At 41.0% G+C, this 21783-nt stretch carries 20 protein-coding genes; 8 read left to right on the top strand and 12 right to left on the bottom strand.

Annotated elements, in window-relative coordinates:
* Positions 1-395: 395 nt before the first annotated feature.
* Positions 396-2279 (bottom strand): AMP-binding protein, encoded by a 1884-nt coding sequence (locus NQT65_RS10480; RefSeq protein ID WP_256851149.1) that lies wholly within the window; start codon positions 2277-2279, stop codon positions 396-398.
* 184 nt (positions 2280-2463) lie between these two features.
* Here NQT65_RS10480 and NQT65_RS10485 point away from each other — a divergent pair, with 184 nt between their 5' ends.
* Complete coding sequence (locus NQT65_RS10485) at positions 2464-2868, top strand: nucleotide triphosphate diphosphatase NUDT15 (RefSeq protein WP_256851150.1); 405 nt, start codon at positions 2464-2466, stop codon at positions 2866-2868.
* Here NQT65_RS10485 and NQT65_RS10490 read toward each other — a convergent pair.
* The 4 genes from NQT65_RS10490 to NQT65_RS10505 form a co-directional block, all read right to left on the bottom strand.
* Positions 2858-3946 carry a polysaccharide lyase family 7 protein gene (locus tag NQT65_RS10490; RefSeq protein ID WP_055252782.1) on the bottom strand — a complete coding sequence of 363 codons (1089 nt, stop codon included), beginning with the start codon at positions 3944-3946 and terminating at the stop codon, positions 2858-2860. The two genes, NQT65_RS10485 and NQT65_RS10490, sit on opposite strands and share 11 nt — an antisense overlap.
* A gap of 127 nt (positions 3947-4073) precedes the next feature.
* On the bottom strand, positions 4074-5024 hold the full coding sequence (locus tag NQT65_RS10495; protein WP_024033222.1) for an alpha/beta fold hydrolase: 951 nt from the start codon (positions 5022-5024) through the stop codon (positions 4074-4076).
* A 46-nt stretch (positions 5025-5070) separates the two neighbouring features.
* Positions 5071-5841, bottom strand: a complete 771-nt coding sequence (locus NQT65_RS10500; RefSeq protein ID WP_256851227.1) for a substrate-binding periplasmic protein — start codon at positions 5839-5841, stop codon at positions 5071-5073.
* Positions 5842-5935: 94 nt separating this feature from the next.
* Positions 5936-6931, bottom strand: coding sequence for an AraC family transcriptional regulator (locus NQT65_RS10505; RefSeq protein WP_256851151.1), 996 nt, complete (start codon positions 6929-6931; stop codon positions 5936-5938).
* 97 nt (positions 6932-7028) lie between these two features.
* On the opposite strand from NQT65_RS10505, the gene NQT65_RS10510 reads away from it, so the two are divergent.
* Positions 7029-7475 carry an SRPBCC family protein gene (locus tag NQT65_RS10510; RefSeq protein ID WP_256851152.1) on the top strand — a complete coding sequence of 149 codons (447 nt, stop codon included), beginning with the start codon at positions 7029-7031 and terminating at the stop codon, positions 7473-7475.
* Positions 7472-8293, top strand: a complete 822-nt coding sequence (locus tag NQT65_RS10515; protein WP_096740120.1) for a sterol desaturase family protein — start codon at positions 7472-7474, stop codon at positions 8291-8293. The genes NQT65_RS10510 and NQT65_RS10515 overlap by 4 nt, the downstream gene beginning before the upstream one ends.
* 5 nt (positions 8294-8298) lie before the next feature.
* On the opposite strand, the gene NQT65_RS10520 is transcribed toward NQT65_RS10515, so the two are convergent.
* From NQT65_RS10520 to NQT65_RS10535, 4 genes are all read right to left on the bottom strand, one after another.
* Positions 8299-10131: an Lnb N-terminal periplasmic domain-containing protein gene (locus NQT65_RS10520; protein ID WP_256851153.1), complete on the bottom strand. Its 1833-nt coding sequence runs from the start codon at positions 10129-10131 to the stop codon at positions 8299-8301.
* An 80-nt stretch (positions 10132-10211) separates the two neighbouring features.
* The gene (locus tag NQT65_RS10525) at positions 10212-10694 is read right to left on the bottom strand and encodes a DUF3015 domain-containing protein (protein WP_256851154.1); all 483 of its coding nucleotides are present in this window, start codon (positions 10692-10694) and stop codon (positions 10212-10214) included.
* A 166-nt stretch (positions 10695-10860) separates the two neighbouring features.
* On the bottom strand, positions 10861-11244 hold the full coding sequence (locus NQT65_RS10530; protein ID WP_024033215.1) for a hypothetical protein: 384 nt from the start codon (positions 11242-11244) through the stop codon (positions 10861-10863).
* A complete protein-coding gene (locus NQT65_RS10535; RefSeq protein ID WP_256851228.1) occupies positions 11241-11546 on the bottom strand; it encodes a hypothetical protein in 306 nt (101 codons plus the stop codon). Before NQT65_RS10535 ends, NQT65_RS10530 begins: the two co-directional genes overlap by 4 nt.
* 271 nt (positions 11547-11817) lie before the next feature.
* Between NQT65_RS10535 and NQT65_RS10540 the strand changes: the two genes are divergently transcribed.
* The gene (locus tag NQT65_RS10540; protein WP_024033213.1) at positions 11818-12237 is read left to right on the top strand and encodes a VOC family protein; all 420 of its coding nucleotides are present in this window, start codon (positions 11818-11820) and stop codon (positions 12235-12237) included.
* A 153-nt stretch (positions 12238-12390) separates the two neighbouring features.
* The gene (locus tag NQT65_RS10545) at positions 12391-13176 is read left to right on the top strand and encodes a hypothetical protein (RefSeq protein ID WP_232423966.1); all 786 of its coding nucleotides are present in this window, start codon (positions 12391-12393) and stop codon (positions 13174-13176) included.
* Positions 13177-13201: 25 nt separating this feature from the next.
* On the opposite strand, the gene NQT65_RS10550 is transcribed toward NQT65_RS10545, so the two are convergent.
* Positions 13202-14788: a sensor domain-containing diguanylate cyclase gene (locus NQT65_RS10550; RefSeq protein WP_256851155.1), complete on the bottom strand. Its 1587-nt coding sequence runs from the start codon at positions 14786-14788 to the stop codon at positions 13202-13204.
* Positions 14789-15082: 294 nt separating this feature from the next.
* Here NQT65_RS10550 and NQT65_RS10555 point away from each other — a divergent pair, with 294 nt between their 5' ends.
* A complete protein-coding gene (locus tag NQT65_RS10555) occupies positions 15083-15541 on the top strand; it encodes a DoxX family protein (protein WP_004586061.1) in 459 nt (152 codons plus the stop codon).
* A 74-nt stretch (positions 15542-15615) separates the two neighbouring features.
* Here the strand turns inward: NQT65_RS10555 and NQT65_RS10560 are convergent, their stop codons facing one another.
* Positions 15616-18714, bottom strand: a complete 3099-nt coding sequence (locus NQT65_RS10560; protein ID WP_256851156.1) for a beta-galactosidase — start codon at positions 18712-18714, stop codon at positions 15616-15618.
* Between the two features lie 112 nt (positions 18715-18826).
* On the opposite strand from NQT65_RS10560, the gene NQT65_RS10565 reads away from it, so the two are divergent.
* Positions 18827-19654, top strand: coding sequence for an AraC family transcriptional regulator (locus tag NQT65_RS10565; RefSeq protein WP_256851157.1), 828 nt, complete (start codon positions 18827-18829; stop codon positions 19652-19654).
* A gap of 5 nt (positions 19655-19659) precedes the next feature.
* Here the strand turns inward: NQT65_RS10565 and NQT65_RS10570 are convergent, their stop codons facing one another.
* A complete protein-coding gene (locus NQT65_RS10570; protein WP_256851158.1) occupies positions 19660-20895 on the bottom strand; it encodes a TMEM143 family protein in 1236 nt (411 codons plus the stop codon).
* Positions 20896-21084: 189 nt separating this feature from the next.
* On the opposite strand from NQT65_RS10570, the gene NQT65_RS10575 reads away from it, so the two are divergent.
* Positions 21085-21669, top strand: coding sequence for a YqaA family protein (locus tag NQT65_RS10575; RefSeq protein ID WP_029772950.1), 585 nt, complete (start codon positions 21085-21087; stop codon positions 21667-21669).
* Positions 21670-21783: the final 114 nt, after the last annotated feature.

Raw genomic sequence — 21783 nt, forward strand, 5'->3', positions numbered from 1 at the left:
CCTTTGCGGATTAAAATTTGTTCAAACTAGGGGCTATTTAATCGCGGCGCGAGGTTTGTAACCTAGTGGGCTAAGTAAAAGCCGAGCAAAGCTTCCGCGTCCTGCTTACGCCCTTTACCTACATCCATGTAGGCAACAAAGAGTAAATAGCCCCTAGGAAGAACCCTTTGGGCAGCGCCTGTTTGGCATTAATGCTACGTTATCGCCTATTTGTGGGGAACAACCACACTATCATAGGCTCTGCCTTGCCTAAATACCAAACAGACAGCTGCAAATTTAACCTTAAAAGATCAACAGACCCTAGCATTAAGTAAGAAAGTGCTAATGAGTATAAAATTTCAGTCAAAGTAAAAGCCATTTTATTTTAAATATAAAATGGCTTTGTTAGGTTGGATTTAACGCAGGGTGAGCTGCTGGTTTATTTCTTCAAAAATACCGGCGTCGTCTATGGTTGAAGGAATTTGTAGTTCGTCGCCATCGACCAGTTGACGTAAATTTTTGCGTAGTATTTTACCTGAACGTGTTTTTGGTAATCGCTCTACGCTTACTATCGTTTTAAGGCACGCTATAGCGCCTATTTGGTTGCGTACTGTTTGCACAAGCTCTTGCTCTACATCGGTAGGGGAGCCGGTAAAGTCGTTTTTAAGTACGATCATGGCCATCGGTAATTGGCCTTTTAGTGTATCGGTAACCCCAAACACCGCGCACTCTGCAACGGCTGGGTGGGATGCGACTATTTCTTCCATTTCGCCGGTTGAAAGCCTATGGCCTGCTACGTTTATAACATCGTCTGTACGGCCCATTATAAATAGGTAACCATCGTCATCTATGTAACCACCATCGCCGGAAAGATAATACCCCGGGTACTGTGTTAAATAACCGGTTTTAAAGCGCGCTGTGTTTTGCCAAATGGTGGGTAAGCAACCTGGCGGCAGCGGCAATTTTATAGCCACCACGCCTTGCTCGTTTGGTGCGCATTGCTCGCCTTGCATATTCAATATTTGCACATCAAACCCAGGAGTTGGCACGGTAGAGCTACCTGGTTTTGTTACTAATTCTTCTATGCCTACGGGGTTACAGGCAATGGCCCAGCCGGTTTCAGTTTGCCACCAGTGATCGAGTATTGGCAGGTTGGTTTTTTCTTTTAGCCAGTTGTACGTTGGCGGGTCGAGCCGCTCGCCAGCTAAAAATAGTCGTTTTAAACTACTGGTGTTGTACTGCTTAAAGCCCTCTGCATTTGGGTCTTCTTTTTTGATGGCTCTAAACGCAGTGGGCGCTGTAAATAATGCATTTACTTGGTATTGCTCTACTACTCGCCAAAATGCACTGGCATCAGGTGTGCGAACTGGTTTGCCTTCAAACAACACTGTTGTACAGCGATAAATTAGCGGGGCATACACTATATAGGAGTGCCCAACGACCCAGCCTATATCTGAGGCAGCCCAAAACACCTCGCCGGGCTGCATGCCGTAAACGGTTTCCATGCTGTAGTGCATAGCAACACCATGGCCGCCGTTTTCACGCACTACGCCTTTAGGCGTACCTGTGGTGCCTGAGGTATATAAAATATAAAGAGGATCACGCCCACTTACAGGTACTGGCTCTACTGCAATGGCTGTTTGCATTGCCTCATCCCAGTTAATATCTCTTGTGGGGATAAGCGTGGCTGCTACTTGTTCGCGCTGGTAAATAACGCAGTGATCTATTTTATGATTGGCAAGATCTATGGCGTGATCAATCAGCGGTTTATATTCTATTACGCTATCTACCTCTACACCGCACGAAGCGCTCAGTATGAGTTTAGGTTTAGCATCGTCTATACGTACGGCGAGTTCATGCGCTGCAAAGCCACCAAATACCACAGAGTGTATAGCGCCTAATCGGGCGCAGGCCAGCATGCCTATTACAGCTTGGGGGATCATGGGCATATAAATAACAACGCGGTCGCCTTTACTAACGCCTAACGATTGCATTACACCGGCAAATTTAGCTACCTCTTGCTGTAGCTGGTAGTAGCTATACTTCTGCTGCGTGTTGGTAACGGGGGAGTCGTAAATAAGCGCGGTTTGCTCGCCAAAACCGGCAATAACGTGTTGGTCGAGCGCTAAAAAACTGGTGTTTAGTTGGCCATCATCAAACCAATGGTAAAGGCCGTCAGTGTCTTGTGTGTAGGCGTGATCGGGCTTTTTATACCAAGGTAAGCGCTTTGCTTGTTCAAGCCAAAATTGTGCTGGGTTTTGTTTAAAGCTTTCGTATTGTTGTTTATATGGGCCTAACATAGTGGGCTCCTAATACTAAATGTGTGTGAGAGACCTTACAAAAGGTAGGCTTTTTTTTAACCGATAGGTATTCGACTATGGTCGGCTAAAAGTTAAACAACACTTTGGGTTTTAAAATACAAAATTGACAATACAAAGCGTGTGGCTCAGCATGGCGCGCAATTAAAATAAGAGAAAACACAATATGAGTAACGTAGTAAGAGTAGGGGTTGCGGTTATTATAATGCGCCAAAATACTGTTTTATTAGGTGAGCGAATAGGGGCGCATGGTGCAAATACATGGGCAACGCCTGGTGGACATTTAGAATTTGGTGAAAGTGTTGAGCAGTGCGCAATACGCGAGGTATTTGAGGAAACAGGGCTAAATGTGAGTAAAATTACTAAGCTTGATTTTACTAACGATATTTTTAGTGCTGAGAATAAACACTACATTACTTTATACGTAAAAGCCGATTACGAGGGCGGCGAGCCTGTGCTAAACGAGCCAAATAAATGTATGCAGTGGCGCTGGTGCGACATTAATAATTTACCATCGCCACTGTTTACATCACTTAAAAACTACTTAACTACAACAACGCTTACGGTTTAGTTGATGGGCTTAATACTAATTTTTTAAAGCTCACTTGGGCGTAATCACCATTTTGCTTGTCGGTGGCCCAATCGCCCGTGCCTAAACAACCTGGGTACCAAATGCCTTTAGCGCTTTTGGTGCTACATTGGTTATAAGCACCCGCTTTAAAGTAATGCCAATCGGCAGCATAGCCATTAGGGTGATCTTTTTCATCTACCTTGCCATAGGCATCTACGTTATTGCCTAAGTTAATTGCGTAGTTAACGTCTTTTTTGCCTTGGGCGCTAAAGGTTAAGTACATCATGTTTTTATGCACGTTTACTGTGTAACTAAAGTCTTCGCCAAGCGCTATGCCTGTCGCACCGGGATCGTCCGAGTTTTCCCAGGTATTACCCCACACAGGGTATGTAATGTCGGTTCGGTTAGGATCTTTTTTTGGTAAGTTACGTTCGTAATTCCAAAAAACAGATCCGGTTTTATGGCCAGGCCATTTTTTATAATAAATTTTAAGTGGTTCGTTACCCCAGCCAAAACCCAGTTTTGTATCTATTAAAGCTTGATCTTTACCTGCGTGAATTTGCCCTACCACCACAGAATAAGCGGCTTTTTTATTAGGATCGTTAGCGCGAAGTGCAACATGATCCACCTTTAGGGTGGCTTCCATTTTTCCGCCTACCGAGCCAAAGCGCTCCGATAGCGGGTGTACAGCTAGGGCAAAGTTATTCTTTGAATTTTTAGTTTTTATTTTGGTATTGGTGCCGCGGATCATTTGTCTTAGTTCACTGCGGGTATTGGTTGAATTTGCACTGGTAAGCGCTTTGTTTGGCGAGGTAAATACCATATAACCTTGATCATCAAGGTAGAAAAAATCAGGGTGCGCGTAGGTTTGGATCTCTTCTACGTCTACGGTATCTATTTTTCCATCGTTATTAAGATCTACAGGTACGTTTATTTTCCATTGCGATAAATCAAATTTTGACGCAGGTACTGCGACATTACTATCAACAGGTGTACTTGTGCTGGCACAGCCCATAAATAGCAAAGGGGTAACAGCAGCCAGTGCTGTGAGTTTAAAAGTAGATGTTAGATTTTTCATTGTTGTCTCTGTGTGATGATATTAAAAATGAGCGATATTAACTTCGCTTAACTTTAATCTAACATACCAATTTAAAATATCAACATTACCAATTTTTGTTCGTGTAGTTTTTATATTGCACTTTTGGTTATACCAATGTGGTTTTTTGTTGCTGTTGTTTTTTACGTTTTTTATTTAGGTGTTTGCGCTGCGCTTTTTTTACATGCTTAACTATCCACTTAGTCATAAGGGGCATAAGTTCTGGCGCAAAGTTATGGCCCATCCCAGGGACTACTCTTAGCTTGGCTTTTTTTATAAGGCTTGCCGTTTTTTTGCCTGCACTTACGGGTATTACCACATCGTCGCTGCCATGAATTACTAAAGTAGGCGTTTTAATTTTACGAATTAAATGTTGCCTATCTTTACTCGCGGCCATAGCAATAAGTTGGCGTTTGTAGCCACTTGGATTATGCGAGCGCTCTACAATTTGCGTTGCATGATGGCGAAGTGCGTCTTCTGATTGAGGGTAAGCGGGGCTGCCAATAAGTTGGTTAAGTTTAATGTTGTAGTTTATTGCCTCATCACGGCTGGATGTTTTGGGCTTTAATTTGGCAAGCTTTATAAATACGCCAATGCTTTTGGCACTCAGCCTTGGCAGGCTAGAGCTTGACATAATAGTGGTTAAACTTAGCACCTTTTTTTTATGTTGAGCTGCAATTAGCTGAGCAATCATACCGCCCATAGAAGCACCTACAAAGTGTGCTTTTTTTATTTTAAGCGCCGCCATAAGCGCCAATACATCGTTTGCCATATCATCAAGTAAATAGGGCGTTTGCGTGCGTATGGGCAGGCGTTTACTTAACCACGATTTAAATAAACTCGGGCTAGGGTGATGCTCTAAATGGGTAGATAGGCCAGTATCGCGGTTATCAAAGCGTATAACCCTAAAGCCTTTTTTTACTAAGGTGTAGTAAAGCGAGTCCGGCCACACGGTCATTTGTGCGCCTAAACCCATAATAAGTATGATTGCGGGGGCTTTTTTATCGCCTTCGTCTTGGTAACTGAGTTTTATACCCTGAGGTGTTTTAATTGTTCGCATAGCCAACTAGCAGTGTTTGCGTTGCTAAAATTATAGACCCTGTTTATTACAACTTGTTGGCAGTAGCCGGAAGCGGTAGCTGCCACTTGGTTAAAATAGCCTGATATTCGCCGTTTTCTTTTAGCGTGTTAAGTGCATGGCTAATAGCGCTTGCGGTGTGTTTATCTAGGGTTTTGTTGGCACTAAAATATAATTTTGAAGGGTAGTCGGTTAAATGAATTCGCTTAGTTATTAAATTGGGATTTAGGCCTGAGTGCTTTAGCTCGTTATTTAATGTAAGTGTATTGGTTAGTACAAAGTCGATGCGTTTTTTATAAAGCATTTGCCACAGTTGCTGATAGTAGCTTACAAGAACTAGGTTTTTGTCTTCGGTAAAACCGGCGTTTTTCAAATAGGTGGCACTTGAATAGCCACGTATTGTGGCCACTTGGTAAAATTTTGCGTGATTAAGGTGGGTAACTTCATCAGTACGGTTTTTTAAGCTAACTAAATAAGCATCGGCAAAGTATGACTCACCTAGCCAGGTGTATTGCCTTGCTCTAATGGGGGTTTTTAAAAGAGACAACGCAATTGCATTTGGGTTGTTTTCAAGCATTGTAAAAATACGCGCCATAGGAATTATTTCAAACTTGGCGGATAGCTTTGTGTGTTTAATGGTGGCTTTGGCTAAATCGACTAATGCGCCGTCGGGTTCGTTATTTTCATTTATAAAATGATAAGGCGGGAGATCTTCTGCTACAAAGGTAATGGTTTGTGCGTTGCACATGGCGCTATAAAGCATAAACACAAAAATACTTAATACTACACGCACAAATATAACCCACATTTTTAATTATTATGCGCTCTAGTTTAAAGAGTGTTGATTAAAAGGTATACCATAAATGTTTATTTAATGTGAATAACACTGCGATTCATTTACGTTTTAAAAATTGTGTGGGTGTGCAATGGTGCCATCGTAAAAAAGCACGATTAAACGAGCTCTGATCTTTAAAGCCTAACAGGTTAGCTAGTTCGCTAAGTGGGAGCGTGCCAATTAATGTGTGGGAGCGGCTTTTTCTTTCTTGTTCAAGCAATTGCGCAAAGGTTACATGTTGTTTTTTTAAATGTCGCTGTAGTGTGCGCGGTGTTACGTTCAGTGCGCTTGCAACTGCAATAAGCTGGCAATTTTGTAATGTTGTTTTTGCAATAAGTAGCTGTTTAACTTTTTCTGTTAGGCACAGCTGACTTTTAAAACGCGATAGCTGCTGTTGTGAAAGCTGCTTAAATGTAGCATTTACAATGGCGTTATCGGTTTTAAAGGCAAGGTTTAAATAACTGCTCGGAAAGTTTATTTGGTTATGCGCTGCGCCGCTTATAACGGGGCATTTAAACCACGCCTCTAACAGTTGTGTGTGCCTTTTAGGGCAATTATGTATAAAGCTGATACTGCTTGGGCAAAGCGATGCGTTTATTAATTGGCGAATAACGCTTACCCACGCAGTCATGTTTCGTAATACTACTTGTTCATTACAATGAGGATGAGCATGCCAGCGCACCGTAGCGGTGTCTGCAGTTTGCAAAAACTGCGCTTTACCAATATCTGCCACTAAGCTGTCGTAATTTAACAGTGCCTTAATAGCGCTACTTAGGGTATCGCTCGATTCTATTAAATAGCCCAATATACCGTAATCTGCGGGGCGAATGTGCATACCTAAAGTAAAACCAAACAGCGCATCGTTTAGCACTTTTTGGCCGTACACAAGCAGCGCATTGTAACTTTGTAAACTAATACGGGGTGCTAATTGCTGACTATGCTGGCGACTAAATTCAGTAAACCCGATTGCCTTAAGAGCCGTATTAGAATCAATCCCTTGGGTTTGCAAGTAATCTAAAATGCTTGAAAAGTAATGATCAGCCAGTGTATGCATTTGTCGTCTAAAGCTAAAAAATGGTCGTGTATGAGCAAGCTTGCCATGTTCAATTTTTATATGCTAGTTACATGAGTAATTATCTTCGCTGTAAACAATGATCTTTATATCAATAAAACAAACGCTTAATGCAGATCCTTTGCAAATAATAACCACCTTGTTGGATCATCAGCAGTTAGATCGTTTTTTTAATGCCAAGTTTGAGCTAATAACAACAGCAAATAGCGGTGAGCTAAAAGGCGGTAAAGGCGCTATTAGGCAAGTAAAAATGGCAAATGCCACGTTTAATGAGCGTATAATAATGGCTAACCCCAGCCACATTTGCTACCAAATAGTAGGCAATAAGCCTGTGGCAAACCATCAAGGTGATATTTATTTAGTTGCTAATACAGGCGCTAAAAGTAACACTACCGAGCTTAATTATTGTATACGCTGCAAAGCGCCGTGGTGGCTGCCAAATGCTTTGCTAAAACACTTAATTAGTAAAGATATAACCCAGGCATTAAATAAACTGCAGCATTACTTTATGGTGGGCAAAGTATGAACTCAGAAATTATTTTACTTGCCCTAAGCCCTGTGTTTTTAGTGTTTGTATGCTTTGAATTTGTAAAATTTAAGCGCTATTACAATATAAAAGACAGCCTAGCAAACACCGTTTTAGCCTTGTTGCACCAAGGCGCAGATGCAATGGCACTGCTGCTACTTATGCCATTTTTTTACATGCTTTACGAGTACCGTTTATTTGATATAAAGCTAAGTGTATTAAGCGTTGCTTTTGCATTTTTACTGCAAGATTTTTTGTACTATTGGTTTCATCGTGCGTCGCATCATATTCATTGGTTGTGGGCTGCGCATGTGGTGCACCACAGCTCCACTAAAATGAATTTTACCACTGCGTTTAGGCAAAGCATAATGTACCCAGTAGCCGGCATGTGGGTATTTTGGCTACCTATGATACTGCTCGGGTTTGACCCTTTAACTGTATTTAGCGTAGTGGCACTTAATTTGGCGTATCAATTTTTTGTGCACACGCAAATAGTGGCTAAGTTAGGCTGGTTTGAAAGCGTATTTAATACGCCATCGCACCACAGGGTGCATCATGCAATTAATAAACGCTACCTTGATAAAAATTTTGCAGGTGTACTTATTATTTGGGATAAGTTATTTGGCACCTTTGTAGAAGAAGACAAAAATCAGCCCTGTAAATACGGCATAGTAGGGCAGCTAAATAGCAATAACCCACTAATAATAACGTTTCATCAGTGGGCTCATTTATTAAAAAGTACCTACACGGCGAAAGGGTTAAAAGCTAAATGCAAAGTGCTATTTGGCTACCCAACCAGTAGTGTTAAAGTTAAATAACAGACTTAAAAGTAAAACTGCACCGCAAAACTAGCCGCAGTATTATGGCTGTGCCATTTTTCGTGCTTTATTTGGCTGCGAAGTGCTATATTACGCGACAGCGCGTAGCTCCAGGTTAGGGCAGCTTCGCTGTGGTTATTAGCATTACTATCGCTTAGCCAAAACATATTACCTGTAAGGGCTAGTTTGTGATTGTTATTTACTTGCCAAATAACGCCCGCCTCACTGCCTAATCCAACGCTGAGCTGGTTAGTAATATCTCCAGTATTTAGCTCAAACTGTCCCAAAATGTAGCCATGCACACTGTTTGGATTGCCATAAGATTTACCGTATCCACCCTTAGTAAAAAAACGGCCAGAGCGTTTGTTTGGGCTTGGTTGCCTATCAAGGCCCATTTTTATATTCCACGACCAGCTATCAAATACACGGTTATCGGGGGCAAGCGACATAGCATCAAGTAAGTAAAAGTGCTCAATCTGGCTATTCCCGCTATCTGATAGGTTGGCTGATAAGTCAAAAAAGCTAATTTGTGCACCGGGTATAAAGCCTGCGGGTCTGTCTAGTAAATCATGATAAGCAAGGCGATAAGCTACATTGGTGGTGTTTTGCTGGTTATTATTTTGCACTCTTTTAGCCGTTAGCCTTGAAGAGCCATGGCCTTGCTCTGGTGATGCTTTAGGCTTTGTCGGCTTAGACAAAGGTGAAGGAACCGCATACTTACTGCGCATTAAAAGTAACTTAGTAAGACGAGGGGCTATTTCCTCACGGTTAAGTGCTTTTTCGTAAAATTCAAAATTTAACCATTCGTACGCCATTTCTAATATGGCAACAAGTTCTTGCTGCGAGTAATTACGTGTATTTAATGGCTTGCCTTGCATAAGGGCTCTGGCATCACTTAGTTGTTGGTCACTTAATTGTGTTGAATAGTGGAATAACTTAGTGCCAAAGGCGGGACGATAATTTGGCGTTTGCAGTAAATTGTTATCCCTTAACACGGCAACAGTGTCTGAAGGAATAGCCTGCATATTAAATTGTGAGGTTAAGTTAAGCTCCTCATTTGCTAATTGCAGTAACGCGAGTAACTGATAGGAGCAATTTTCGTCTATAAAAAAGTAATCAAAAGTGGCGTTTTGTAGCTCCCACAAATGCAGTAACACCAGCTCAACTTGTTGCTCGGTTAAGTTGAGTTTGTATTCCCAAATATCGCGTGATTCTAAATCATTATATTCGCGTACTTTTTTATAATACGGCATAAGCGAAAACTTACCCGGATAGCTACCAATAAGGCCTTTTAATGCGTACATAGCAGCGTTATCTGAGCCATCAGGTTCTGCCGCAAAGTTTACAGCAAAGGCAATTAGCTCTTTACTACGGGTTTGATCTTTAGCGTCGATGCGCAGCAAAGTGTGCCCAAACATAGAAGAAGGGCTGTTCATAAATGCTGTAGGGAATACAAGCGTAACCCCTTTAGGATTAATGACTTGTTGCCAGGCCTTAAGCTCAGCGCAATCAAGAGCAGGCCAATTGTTTTTAATTTTTGATTTTAGCCATGTGTAGCGAGCTGGAAATTGGCAGCTGTATTTTTGTTGACTGCTTTTATTGGCATTAAATGCGTTAATGGTGGCATTTAGCTCATCTACTGGGCTGGTTTTACCTGTAGGCGATAAAAAAAACTCGGCGCTATCTACTTCGCTTTTAAAGCTACCTAATGTGGTATTGCTGTAGTGGCCCAGTTTAAGCCAATAAGGGTGTGTGGCTAAGGTACTTTTTTCAATACTTTTAGCATGTGAATGCGTACTAAAAAGTATGGCTAGCAAGGTAAATAATATTTTTTTCATAATCACTAAATCATAAAAAAGCCGCTAGAGGATACTCTAGCGGCTTTATTTATACATATAAAACCGGCTAATTTAGCTGATTAAGAAAGAGTATAAGAAGCTAGTTGTGCATCTCTTGCTACAACAGCGTTTAGGTTTTCTAACACTGTTTGTGAAGTTACGTTCTCAGAAGTAAATACTGAAGAAAACTGTGCTTGAGCAAGCTTGTTGAATGCTGCTTTATCTTGTTCTGAAACGCCCCAAACCTCAGCAAGTGTTGCTAAAGTTTCGCCTTCACCTTGAGACATATCACGAGCAAGTTGCTCCATATTGCCATCGATGAATAATGCGATTTTTTCAGAAGAAGTAACTGTACCAGTACCGTCACAACCTAAAGTACCAAATGTGATACCGAAAGTTTGGTTACCAGAAGTGCCATTAGTTGTAGCGCCTAAAATTTTAACGCCTTTACCTTGCTGACCAGCAAATAACATAGAGCCTAGGCCACAACCAATATCTTGGTCAGCCATTGCGTTAGAGAAAGGAAGTAAAGAAAGTGCTGCTACTGCGATTATTTTTTTCATATTCATAAATCCATATACGATTAGTCTTTATTTAGGGTAAATAAAGATCGCGGAGGATTCTAACAGAGTTGTAGAAAAAAGGAACATAACTAGCTATGAATTTTTTCATGTTGCGTTTACTTTAAGCAATAAAATAAACAAGTTACTTACTGGTTTTAGCTTGCTTTTAAGAGCTTGGCTTTTTACTTCTTGGCGCTCCGAGTAAAATAAACATGTGGCAAATACAAATAGATAAAAACGCACTCACACCTAAGGCACCACCATAACCATCAAGCTTTGGTACTAGGTATTCAAATAAAAACGAAAATAAAATAGATGAGCTGGCCACGGTATAAATACCAAATCGGTGTGGGGCGCTCATGCCTATAAATGTGCCGCCAAAAAACACGACTGAGTATAAGTCGGGGTTTAGGTTTAAAGCACTTAATAGTAAATAAGCAATAATAGAAAGCGAGGCCGATGCACGTATGCCGTCAAAACGATTATGTTTGGCTAAGTAAAACGTTAAAAACGCACCTAATAAGGCTATAAACGGGTATTCTAAATTCATAAAACCATTCCTTTGGCCAACATAAATAAAGCCACGCTTGCAAAGGCAACACTGCCAAGCTTACCGCCAAATCCGGTAAACATATTTATGGTAAGCACATATAAGCTGGCGCCAATAACAGAAATTATGGCTATTTCCCAATAACTTGTAATTAAGTGTGTAGAGCACATACCGGCAAAACTACCTGCGTAAATAGCCGCATAGGGATGGTTTTTAAACCGAGCAGGAAAAGGAATAAACGAGCCAATTAGCCCTGTAAGCGCCGCCGAAATAACTAAAGGAAATGCAAAAGTTGTGTGCATGGCAAAGCAGGCTACAAAGCCTAAAAAGAAGGTTATAAATTTTAAAAATAAGAATTTAATCATAGCAGCGCATTTTAAACTAATCCTTTTACGCTTTCTAACTATCTCTAATAAATAAAATGTGGGTGTTAGCATTAAATGTTATTAAGGCTACTTTTTAATCTGGGTTGGTATTAACTATGCTTATTTGTGGCTGTTAATGTTTCATAAATTATATTTTATGTATAATAGAGGTTATTAATATAAAAATTTAAAAGATTAAAGGTAATTTATGTCTAACTGTTTGCACTTGGCTATACCCGCTGGCGATTTAAAAGTAGCGAAAACGTTTTACTGTGATGTGCTTGGCTGTAAAACAGGGAACAGCGAAGAAGGGCGCTGGGTAGACATAGACTTTTGGGGTAATGAGCTCACATTACACCAAAGCGAAGAGCGCTTACCCACTGTTCGCCACGATGTAGATATGGGCGCAGTGGCGGTACCGCATTTTGGTATTCATTTATCTGAAGATGAATTTAACGGTTTAAAAAAACGTATAGAAGATGCGGGGCTTGAATACCTAGATAAACCGTATCGCCGCTTTGTTGGTGATGAGTTTGAACAAGAAACCTTTTTTATTGAAGATCCAAACGGCAACGTGCTTGAAATGAAAACCATGGTAAACCCTGAGGTTTTATTTAAAAAAGCGTAAGCAATATTTATTAAAGAATAGGCCACTTTTGTAGTGGCCTTTTTTGTACCTATAGATGAAAATAATTACACCGTATGAGTGATATTTATTCACTCTACAGTACGGAATTTTAAACGTAGACTAACGCGCAACTCTCATTCTTTATAGTTATTTATGTTGCTGTTAAAACTCACCATTGCGCCATTACTTTTATTATTTATTCACTTTGCTCAAAAACGCTTTGGCAGTTTTGTGAGCGGTATTATTCCGGGCTTGCCTATTACATCGGGCCCTATTTCGTATTTTATTGCGCTTGAGCAAGGTAAGTTATTTGCGAGTAACTCGGCTGTGGCGTCGTTGTATGGCATGAGCGGTATAGGCTTATTTTGTTTTTGTTATGCTGCCATGCTTGCAAAATATGGGGTAGTTAAAGCGCTGTTTGCTGCATTAACACTATGGTGCGCTTTTAGTGCATTTACCTTGTTATTGCCGGTGAATATTGCCTTTGCATCGGTGCTCTCGCTCAGTACTTTATTGGTGCTTGCGCTGGCATCGAGTAAGTTAAAATTTGCGCCCGATGCCAAACCTTTTACCGCTGCGTGGGAGCTGCCGCTAAAAATGTTACTGGTCAGCTGCTTTATTATGTTAGTTACGTTTATATCGGCAAAAATAGGGGCAATGTGGAGCGGGTTACTTTCTACTTTTCCGGTAATTTTGGCGGTTATGGGCAGTATTGCGCATGCAAGTGATAAAAAATACTCGGCGTATAAGGTGCTTAACGGCGGCATTATTGGCTCGTTAGGGGGGTGTGTGTTTTTTGCTGTGATTGCACTCGCGCTTAAGTTTGAATTTGTGATTTGGCAGGTATATGCAGCGGCTGCAGTGTGCTCAACTTTATTTACCATTATTATGAGCCACTATGTAAACCGTAAACAATTTGCCAAGCCGGCTACGGTTTAATAGCAATAAGCAGTATTGCCTAAATTTAGCCATCTACTAACGTGAGCGGTTTAACCTTTCGTTGTATTTTTTCGTGGTACATGGCGGTGTCGCCCGCTTTTAAAATTTCATCAATGGAGTGGGGCGGTTCACTAAATACGGTAGTACCCATACTTGCTTTAATGGCTATAGGGTCGTTGTTGTGATTTATTGTGAGCCTATTTAAGGCGGTTTTTAAATGATGAGTTTTAGGATTTACCTGCGCATTAGTATAAAAATGTGCAAGCACTACAAATTCATCACCGCCTAAGCGCCCTACAGCATCGCTGCTGCGAACACTGCTTTTTAAGCAACGGGCAACGTTGCATAAAGCGTCATCGCCTACAGCATGGCCATAGCTGTCGTTTATTTGTTTAAAGTCGTCTAAATCTATATACATCAAACATAATACGCCGCCTTTTTTGGCGTGCATATTGATAAGCGCGGATGATTTTTTAGCCCAGCCCCTACGGTTTAAAATACCACAAAGGGGGTCGTAGTCGGCTTCGGTTTCGGCGCGCTTTTGTGCAATTCGTATTCGGCTTATACGCCTTGAAACCGCAACAGCTAATAAAAATGATTCAACCGCAAACGCTAACACAAACCCATAACGCTGCATAAACGGGCTTTGGTTAATAAGCAGCACCCTAAAAATCATACTTACTAATACAAAGCTAAGCGCTACAAATACGAGTGTTGCCTCGCGTACACCTTTGAGGGCTTGCATGGCTGCTAAAGTAAAAATAACAGCCACAATAAACAGCGAAGAATAAGCCATAATATGCCCTGCTATTGTCCAAAATAACAGGTCGGTAACGAGCATTTTAAGTACCGCGCATAGCATTACAGTACAGGCCAATGTTTTGAGCAGCTTAGTTAATTTAGGCCAGCGTTTATTAGTCTCTAGTAACGCAAGCATAAACCACGTGGCACTTAGTACGGTTAAGCCAATGCTAAGTAGGTATAAGTTAAAAATAACGCCAGAGACATGCTGCGTTACAAATAAATACAGTTGCCCTTCTTGGAGTAAAATAAAGCTGCCAATACAAAAAATGTAAATGCTGTAGAGCTTAAATACACTTTCGTTAAGTCTATGCCCCATTATTAATACATAAAAAATAAGCGTAATGCACAACCCATAAAATGAGCCCATAATCAGCGAATGTTGCTGCGCTTTTTTAAAATAAATGTGAGTTGGCTGCCATTTAAACCGCGGTGTGTAATTAAGCTTTGATTCTAATGTTATTGTGGCTGTAAAAGCCCCCAAGTCCATTAAGTAGGCTACTTGCCCTGCTTTTAAGGGCGCTTTTACAGTGTTGTTTTGCTGCCAAGTAAAGCTATCTAACCCCGGGCGTAAAAAGCTTAGTACGCCACCGTTTTTAACAGAGCAACTTATTTGGTATTGATTAACACCGCGTTGAGCAGTGAGTTCAGAAGGAGTATTTACCTTTAGCACAGAGGCAGGCGTGGGTGAGTTTAAGTGCTTTATTTTACATGTATCGGCAGCATGAGAATCAAAAGTAATAAATAACGCGAGCAAAGTAATGAAAACAAAAAAGAGCGCCCCCTTATTTTTAGGTGGGAAAAACGTCAATCTATTACCTTTATAGCTCATAAGCGGGTCCAATTTTTACTACTTTTTTTATACTAGCAGAGCCGGGCTATTTAGCTATTAGTTTACTGTTTAATAACGCTTAAAAGTGCGCTATTAAACTAGCTCCTGAGGTGTTTATGCCCGCTAAGTACAAAATAGGCGCAACTTAGTTAAGCAATTAAAAACACCATGTTGATAATTTGGCAATAATATTCGTATTAATTGTTTTAAATGATGATAGTAAACTGTACTCATTGGTTACTAGCCTTATTAACAATAAAATAGGATCACACTATGAAATACTTACACTCATTATTAAGCTCTAACGCAGGCATGGCAGCACTTATTTTACGTGTACCCGTTGGTTTAATTTTAGCAGCGCACGGCGCACAAAAATTATTTGCTTGGTTTGGCGGCTACGGCCTTGAAGGCACAGGGCAGTGGATGGCAAGCATTGGCCTTGAGCCAGGCTATTGGCTTGCAATGATGGCAGGCAGCGCTGAATTTTTTGGCGGCATTGCCTTAGCCATTGGTTTATTAACGCGCCCAGCGGCTGTAGTAACGGCGTTTACTATGCTGATTGCGATATTTAGCGTGCACATTAGTCATGGTTTATTTGTAGCAAACAACGGCTATGAGTTCGCACTTACTTTGTTAGTTGCAACGGCTGCACTGGCTATACAAGGGGCAGGTAGCTTATCTGTTGATAACGTAATTGCTAAAAAGTTAGCGAACAAATCGCTGCCTCAGTAGTAATAAATAACAATTCAGTGTTAAAAAAATAGCGGCTAAATTAGCCGCTATTTTTGTATGGATTAAGCGCTGTTTTATTTAGCACTAAATTTTAAAGAGTAGTTGTATTGCTTTTGCTCTAGTAAATACTCTTTATGGGTACTTGGGCTCCACGAGTCATCGCCGCCAACCCCCATATGTTGATGGTCAATATGTACATGTAAGCAATCATCAGCTACTAGCTCATTGGTGTGCTTTGCTTGCGTTAACATGCTTTGTGAGTACTCGCTGGCGGCAAATAAAAACGCACCAGTCACGGTTAAATTATTAATGCTAAGTAATTGGCAATCACTACGTACGCCATTATCGGTTGGGAATATATACGGTGTATGTAGCTCATTATATTGTGCGCTGTAATACCCTAAGCGCGCAGCCGCTTTGCGATCTGGATAGTTTTCAAATGGGCCTAAACCAAGCCAATTTACTTGTGTATCGCTTGGTTTATTAAGCGTTGTGCTTAACCCTATGCGTGGCATGGGTGGGAGAGTATCGTTTAGTTGTACATCAACATTTAAGTTAATTTCACCGGTATTATTAAGTGTATAAAGCCATGTTGTTTTTGCTTGTACTGCGCCATTAAATTCATAACTAAATACACAGGTAATACGTATATCTACGGTTGATTGCACTACTTCAAACGAGCGACATGTACGCTGCCACTGCCCAATACCCGCTCTTAACCAGCGTGCTTCCCATGCGTTAGGGTCTAGGTTGTCTACTTCGCTTACGCCTATGTCGTTATCAAGCGGGGCGCGGTAAAAATTATCAACAAATGGGCTTTTAATAACTTGGGTTTGATTGTGTAACCATTGCTCAATAAGGCCTGATTGGCTATTAAACACAAGTTTAAAGGTATCGCCTTCAATACTTATCTGCGTATCGGTTTCACTAATATTTAGTGCGCCGTGCGTTGAGGCGTTTGCTAAAGCAGGCGAAAATGTATCAGCGCTTAAACTTTGGCTATTTATAAGCTTAAATTGCTCGGTGTTTAATACATGTTCGGCACTTGCAAAGCTTGAGTCGTTAATCAGTGCAACATCTAAATTAAGGTGATATTGCGCACCTGCTTTAAACACCATTTTTGTATTAATAGTTAGCGTTTGCGTACTTTGCGGAGCAATATTAATAACTTGCTCGCCTTGTTCTACACATTGGCCATTTTCTATTAACTGCCAAATAAGTTTTTCGTTATCGGTTGCTCTAAATACATAATCGCTAAATACATCAACGGTGTATTGGTTTTGAGTTTGCTCTCGCAGCGTAAATTGTAAATGTTGTTGGCTGTATTTAGCTTCAAACAGGCTTGGGTGCGGTGTACGGTCTGGGAATAATAAGCCGTTAATACAAAATTGGCGGTCATTTAGTTCATCACCAAAGTCGCCACCGTAAGCCCAGTAATGCTTACCGTTTTTATCTGTTTTAGATAAACCTTGGTCTACCCAATCCCAAATAAAGCCACCTTGCAAACGCGGGTATTCTCTAAATGCTTGCCAGTAATCGTCAAAGCTACCTAGGCTGTTACCCATTGCATGGGCGTACTCACATAAAATAAGTGGGCGCGTTTCACCCGGTAGGCTTAACCATTTTTTAATAGAGTATTTAGGTACGGCGTCGTCGGCAACATGGGTATCTACACGGGCGTACATAGGGCAAATAATATCGGTTGCTGTGGTATTTGCGCCGCCACCTTCGTATTGCACGGGGCGCGATGGGTCAAAGCTTTTAGACCAGCCGTACATCGCATCGTGGTTGGCACCGTGCCCGCACTCATTTCCCAATGACCAAATAATAATAGAGGGGTGGTTTTTATCGCGCTCAACCATTTGCGTATAGCGCGACATAAATGCGCCAGCCCACTGCGGATCGCTGGCAAGCCTACCCATAGGAAACATACCGTGAGTTTCTATATTGGCTTCGTCTACTACGTATAAACCTAGCTCGTCACACAGCTCGTAAAAACGAGGGTGGTTAGGGTAGTGAGCGGTACGTACAGCATTAAAGTTATTTTGCTTCATCAGCTTAATATCTTCAATCATGTCGGCAGTGCTCACCGTGTGGCCGTTTTCTGGGTGGTGTTCGTGGCGATTAACACCGCGAATAAGCAGCGGCTTGCCGTTTAAGCAAAGCTGCCCGTTAAGCATTTCTACTTTTCTAAAGCCAATGTTATAGGCTTCTACGTCTACTGTGTTGCCTTGCTCATCTAACAGGCTTACAACACAGCGGTATAAGGTCGGGGTTTCGGCGGTCCATTTTTTAGGGTTTTGTATATCAATTGTTTGAAATACGACATCGCTCCAACCGCCTTTTTCATCAACGCGCTTATTGTTAGTGCTTTGTATGTGTGGTTCACACAGTGCCTGTTCACCATCAAAAACCTGTACTGCGACTTGGTAGTTATTTGGTGCATCTATTGCGGTTTTTATATGCAAAGTGGCATCGCGATAGCAGGCGTCTAAATCTGGGGTTATAAATACATCGCGTATTTGGTGCTGCGGTTTAGTAAGTAAATTAACATCGCGAAATATGCCACTTAGCCACCACATGTCCTGATCTTCTAAGTAACTGCCATCGCTCCAGCGAATAACCATAACCGCAATGCGATTGCTGCCAGCCACTAACAGTTTGCTTAAATCAAATTCGCTTGGTAAGCGGCTATCTTGCGAGTAGCCCACCCATTGCCCGTTACACCAAAGGTGAAACGCCGAGTTTACGCCTTCAAAAATAATATGATTACGCTGCGCTAATTGCTCCGCCGTAATAGTAAACTCAGTACGATAGCAACCTGTTGGGTTATCGCTTGGTACAAATGGCGGGTTTACGGCAAAGGGATATTTAACATTACAATAAATAGGTTTATCAAAGCCGTGTAGTTGCCAGTTAGAAGGCACTGGAATACTTTGCCAGTCGCTGGCGAGTGCCTCACTTAGCAATGACTCATCAACCGCTTCGGGTTTATCAAATAATTTAAAATCCCACAGGCCGTTTAAACTTTGTTTTTGTGATTGGGTGTTTGTACGGGCATGGTCAACGCTTTTAAAACCATTAAGTGGGCTGTGCGCTTTTACTTGATTAACTTGCACCGAAATTGGGTTTTCCCAATCACGGCGGTTAATTATGTGCTGTAGTGAGTTCATTCGTGTCCTATTGCATGTGTGGCAATTATAGTGGCTTAAATATAGCTAAAATAATGCGTTGCAGTTATGCTTAAAGCTCTCTTTTATTTATCCAAAACTATCATTTTAAATTATGCGCAACACCATTGTAGATGTACTCGATATTGGCCCAGAGTGTACAGAGCGGTTTATTGATTTAGCCACGCTTTCGCAAATGCCAAGCCTTGAAATAGAGCTGGCAGGTTGCTCAAATTTATTGGGTGACTATTGTGTTGCACGTACTAACCCGCTTGAACACACTCTTTTTTATACTTTGGCTGGCCAGGGCTCGCTAAAAACCATTAATAACCAATATACACTTGCCGAAAATAGCTTAGCTATATTGCCTGCAAGGCAAAGTTTTGAGGTTGAAATAGCGAGCGAAAAATGGGATGTGATTTGGCTAAACCTTGCAAACACTAAACGTTGGCAACATTTAAATTTAGCGCACGCTAAAGTATTAACTAATCAGCAGTTAGCGCCATTACATTTAGCTATGGAGCTTTTATACAGCGAGGCAAACACTACTTTGCGCGAAGGCGTAATGCCTATTTTAAGCCATTACTTAAATAATACGCTTCAAAGCGAGCCGCAAATAGGCGGGCAAAACAGATTAACCAGCTTGTTTTTAGAAGTAGAAGAGCGCCTGCAGTTTGATTGGACAATAGAGGCTATGTGCGAACAAGTACATTACTCAGCACCGCATTTACATAGGTTATGCCAAGCGCAATTTGGTAAAAGCCCAATGCAGCAGCTTATTTACTTACGTATTAAACGGGCTAAAAACTTGCTACTAAATACCCGCTGGCCGGTTGCCCATATTGCTGCTTATGTGGGGTATCCTAATATATTTAATTTTTCTAAACGGTTTAAAAAATCAGTGGGCGTGTCACCCACTGAGTTTAGAAAAAAGTTGTTTTAAACATTTTAATTATATTGAAACAGATTATCCCAGCGCTCATCCAAAATAGTTTTTGCATGATCTAAATTTATTGCACTATACAAATTGTTAGTGCAGGTTACTAAACGCATCCGAGTGAGCTTTTCAAGCGCGTCGCTAATTTCAAAGTCGAGTTCGCATTTATACTTTGTTTTAAACCACGCCTCTATTTGCTCATCAAGTATTTGTGCGCTTAAGCCACTTTCTGATTTTAGTAAAAACGTGAAGGCCAGCAGGGCTTCTTTTATGTCTTCTTCTTCGGCGGCGTCTATAAGGGTATGAAAAACACCGGCGTTGTTATCTAGATTTTTAAAGTAAAGATTATCGCTTAGCGCTTTCATAAACTTAATTTTACGGTTTTTAAATTTACTCCACTCTTTAAAAATAAAGCTGCCAAAAACCCCCATCCCAATAGCAAAGGTAATAAAGTGTTGTTGGGTCATTTCTACGGCCTCACTTCTAAAGCCACCCCAAAAAGCAAACAAAGCAAATAACAATAAAATAGATGCGCCAAGCTTAGTGATTAATACCACAGCACCGCCTACTAAAGCCGATGAGCCAATAATCACTTTATCAATAGGGCGCATACGCACTTCGCTATTCGGAAATAGCATTTCAAGGTCGGCTTTTGGTACATTTTGAAACAGCTTAACTATGGTAGAGCTTGGCTCAAACCCTAAAGGCGTTTTATTTTTAGCCTCAAAGTAGGCTTTATCTTTAAAGCGAATAAACACTGCAACGCGGTCGTAATTGGTAAAGTGCAGGGGCTTTTTACGCAAGCCCCAAAAGCTGGTTATGGTTTCAGTGAGTTGTGATTCGCCACGGCGGTAAAAAACCACTTCTTCAAAGTCGTCAAACTCTACCTCAAGGCGTACTTTAAAAAGGGATTCTTCGTTGAGTGCATCTTGCAGGTCTTGATGGGTGATCACTTCAAAGTTAGCTGCATTAAGTACCTTAGCAAAATCTTTAGCAAATTCGCGTTGGCACTGCGCTTTTTGATCAGCTGATACTGGCGCTAAAGATCGCGTATCGCTATTGGGATCAAAGGGCGCGTAGTTATTTTTGAGCGACTCAAGTGTTGAATGGTAATCGTAATGGATAAGGCTTGCTAATAAATCGCAAAATTGTTTAAACGATGTTTGCTCTGAGTTGTTTGTGAGCTCAGCGCTGCACATATCAACAATATCTTGTTTTCTAAAGGGAATAAAACGTGCACTTGGCATAAATTTTAACTGCTTCGGTAGGTATTTAACTGCATTGGCACATAATAAAATATTCTTATAAATATTGCTAATTTGTTAACAGTTATGTGGCTGTTAAATCTTTAACTGTTTTCAGCGTGTATTAACGTAAATATGTAAGAATTAACCCATTGAGCAACGGCTTTTCATCACAAGCAAAAAAGGATTTACATGGCTATTCAAAAAAAACTAAAAGAAAAAACACGGCACTTTATAGATTCTAAACATATGCTAACAGGCATTACCGTAGCGTCGTTTTTAGAATCTACGATAGTCCCTATTCCGCTTGAAGCAGTGCTTGTGCCTCTTATGCAAGCACGTCGTGAAAAGCTTTGGTTAATAGCGCTTATGGCTACAGTTGGGTGCGTGATTGGTGCTTTATTTGGCTATGCGCTGGGTTATTACCTATTTGACGCTATAGGTGACTGGGTTATTGAAATGTTTTCAAGCCAAGAGCAATTTGAAAATGTTAAGCAGCAAATGCAAAGCCAAGGTTTTTGGTTTGTAATGACGCTGGGCATAGTGCCCATTCCGTTTCAAATTGCGATGCTTGCCGCTGGGGCTACGAAATACTCTATTGGTTTGTTTTTATTAGCCTCTGGTATTGCTCGTTCAATTCGCTATTTTAGTTTAGCTGTTGTTGTATATTACGCAGGTAATAAAGCCGAGCAAATAATCAGTAAACACAAAACTAAAGCGATGATTGCTATTACTATTTTAATATTAGCTTTATGGGGCCTTAGCACCTTAATATAGTTTTATACTTGGTTGGTATAGGTAAGTAAGCTGCTCAGCGAGACTGAAACTGTGTGGGCACATAATGCAAATATGGGTTTTTAGCTTTGCGTTGTATTTGAGCCTACATTGCTC

Source organism: Pseudoalteromonas agarivorans (assembly GCF_024518735.1).
In the GTDB taxonomy this organism is placed as follows: domain Bacteria; phylum Pseudomonadota; class Gammaproteobacteria; order Enterobacterales; family Alteromonadaceae; genus Pseudoalteromonas; species Pseudoalteromonas atlantica.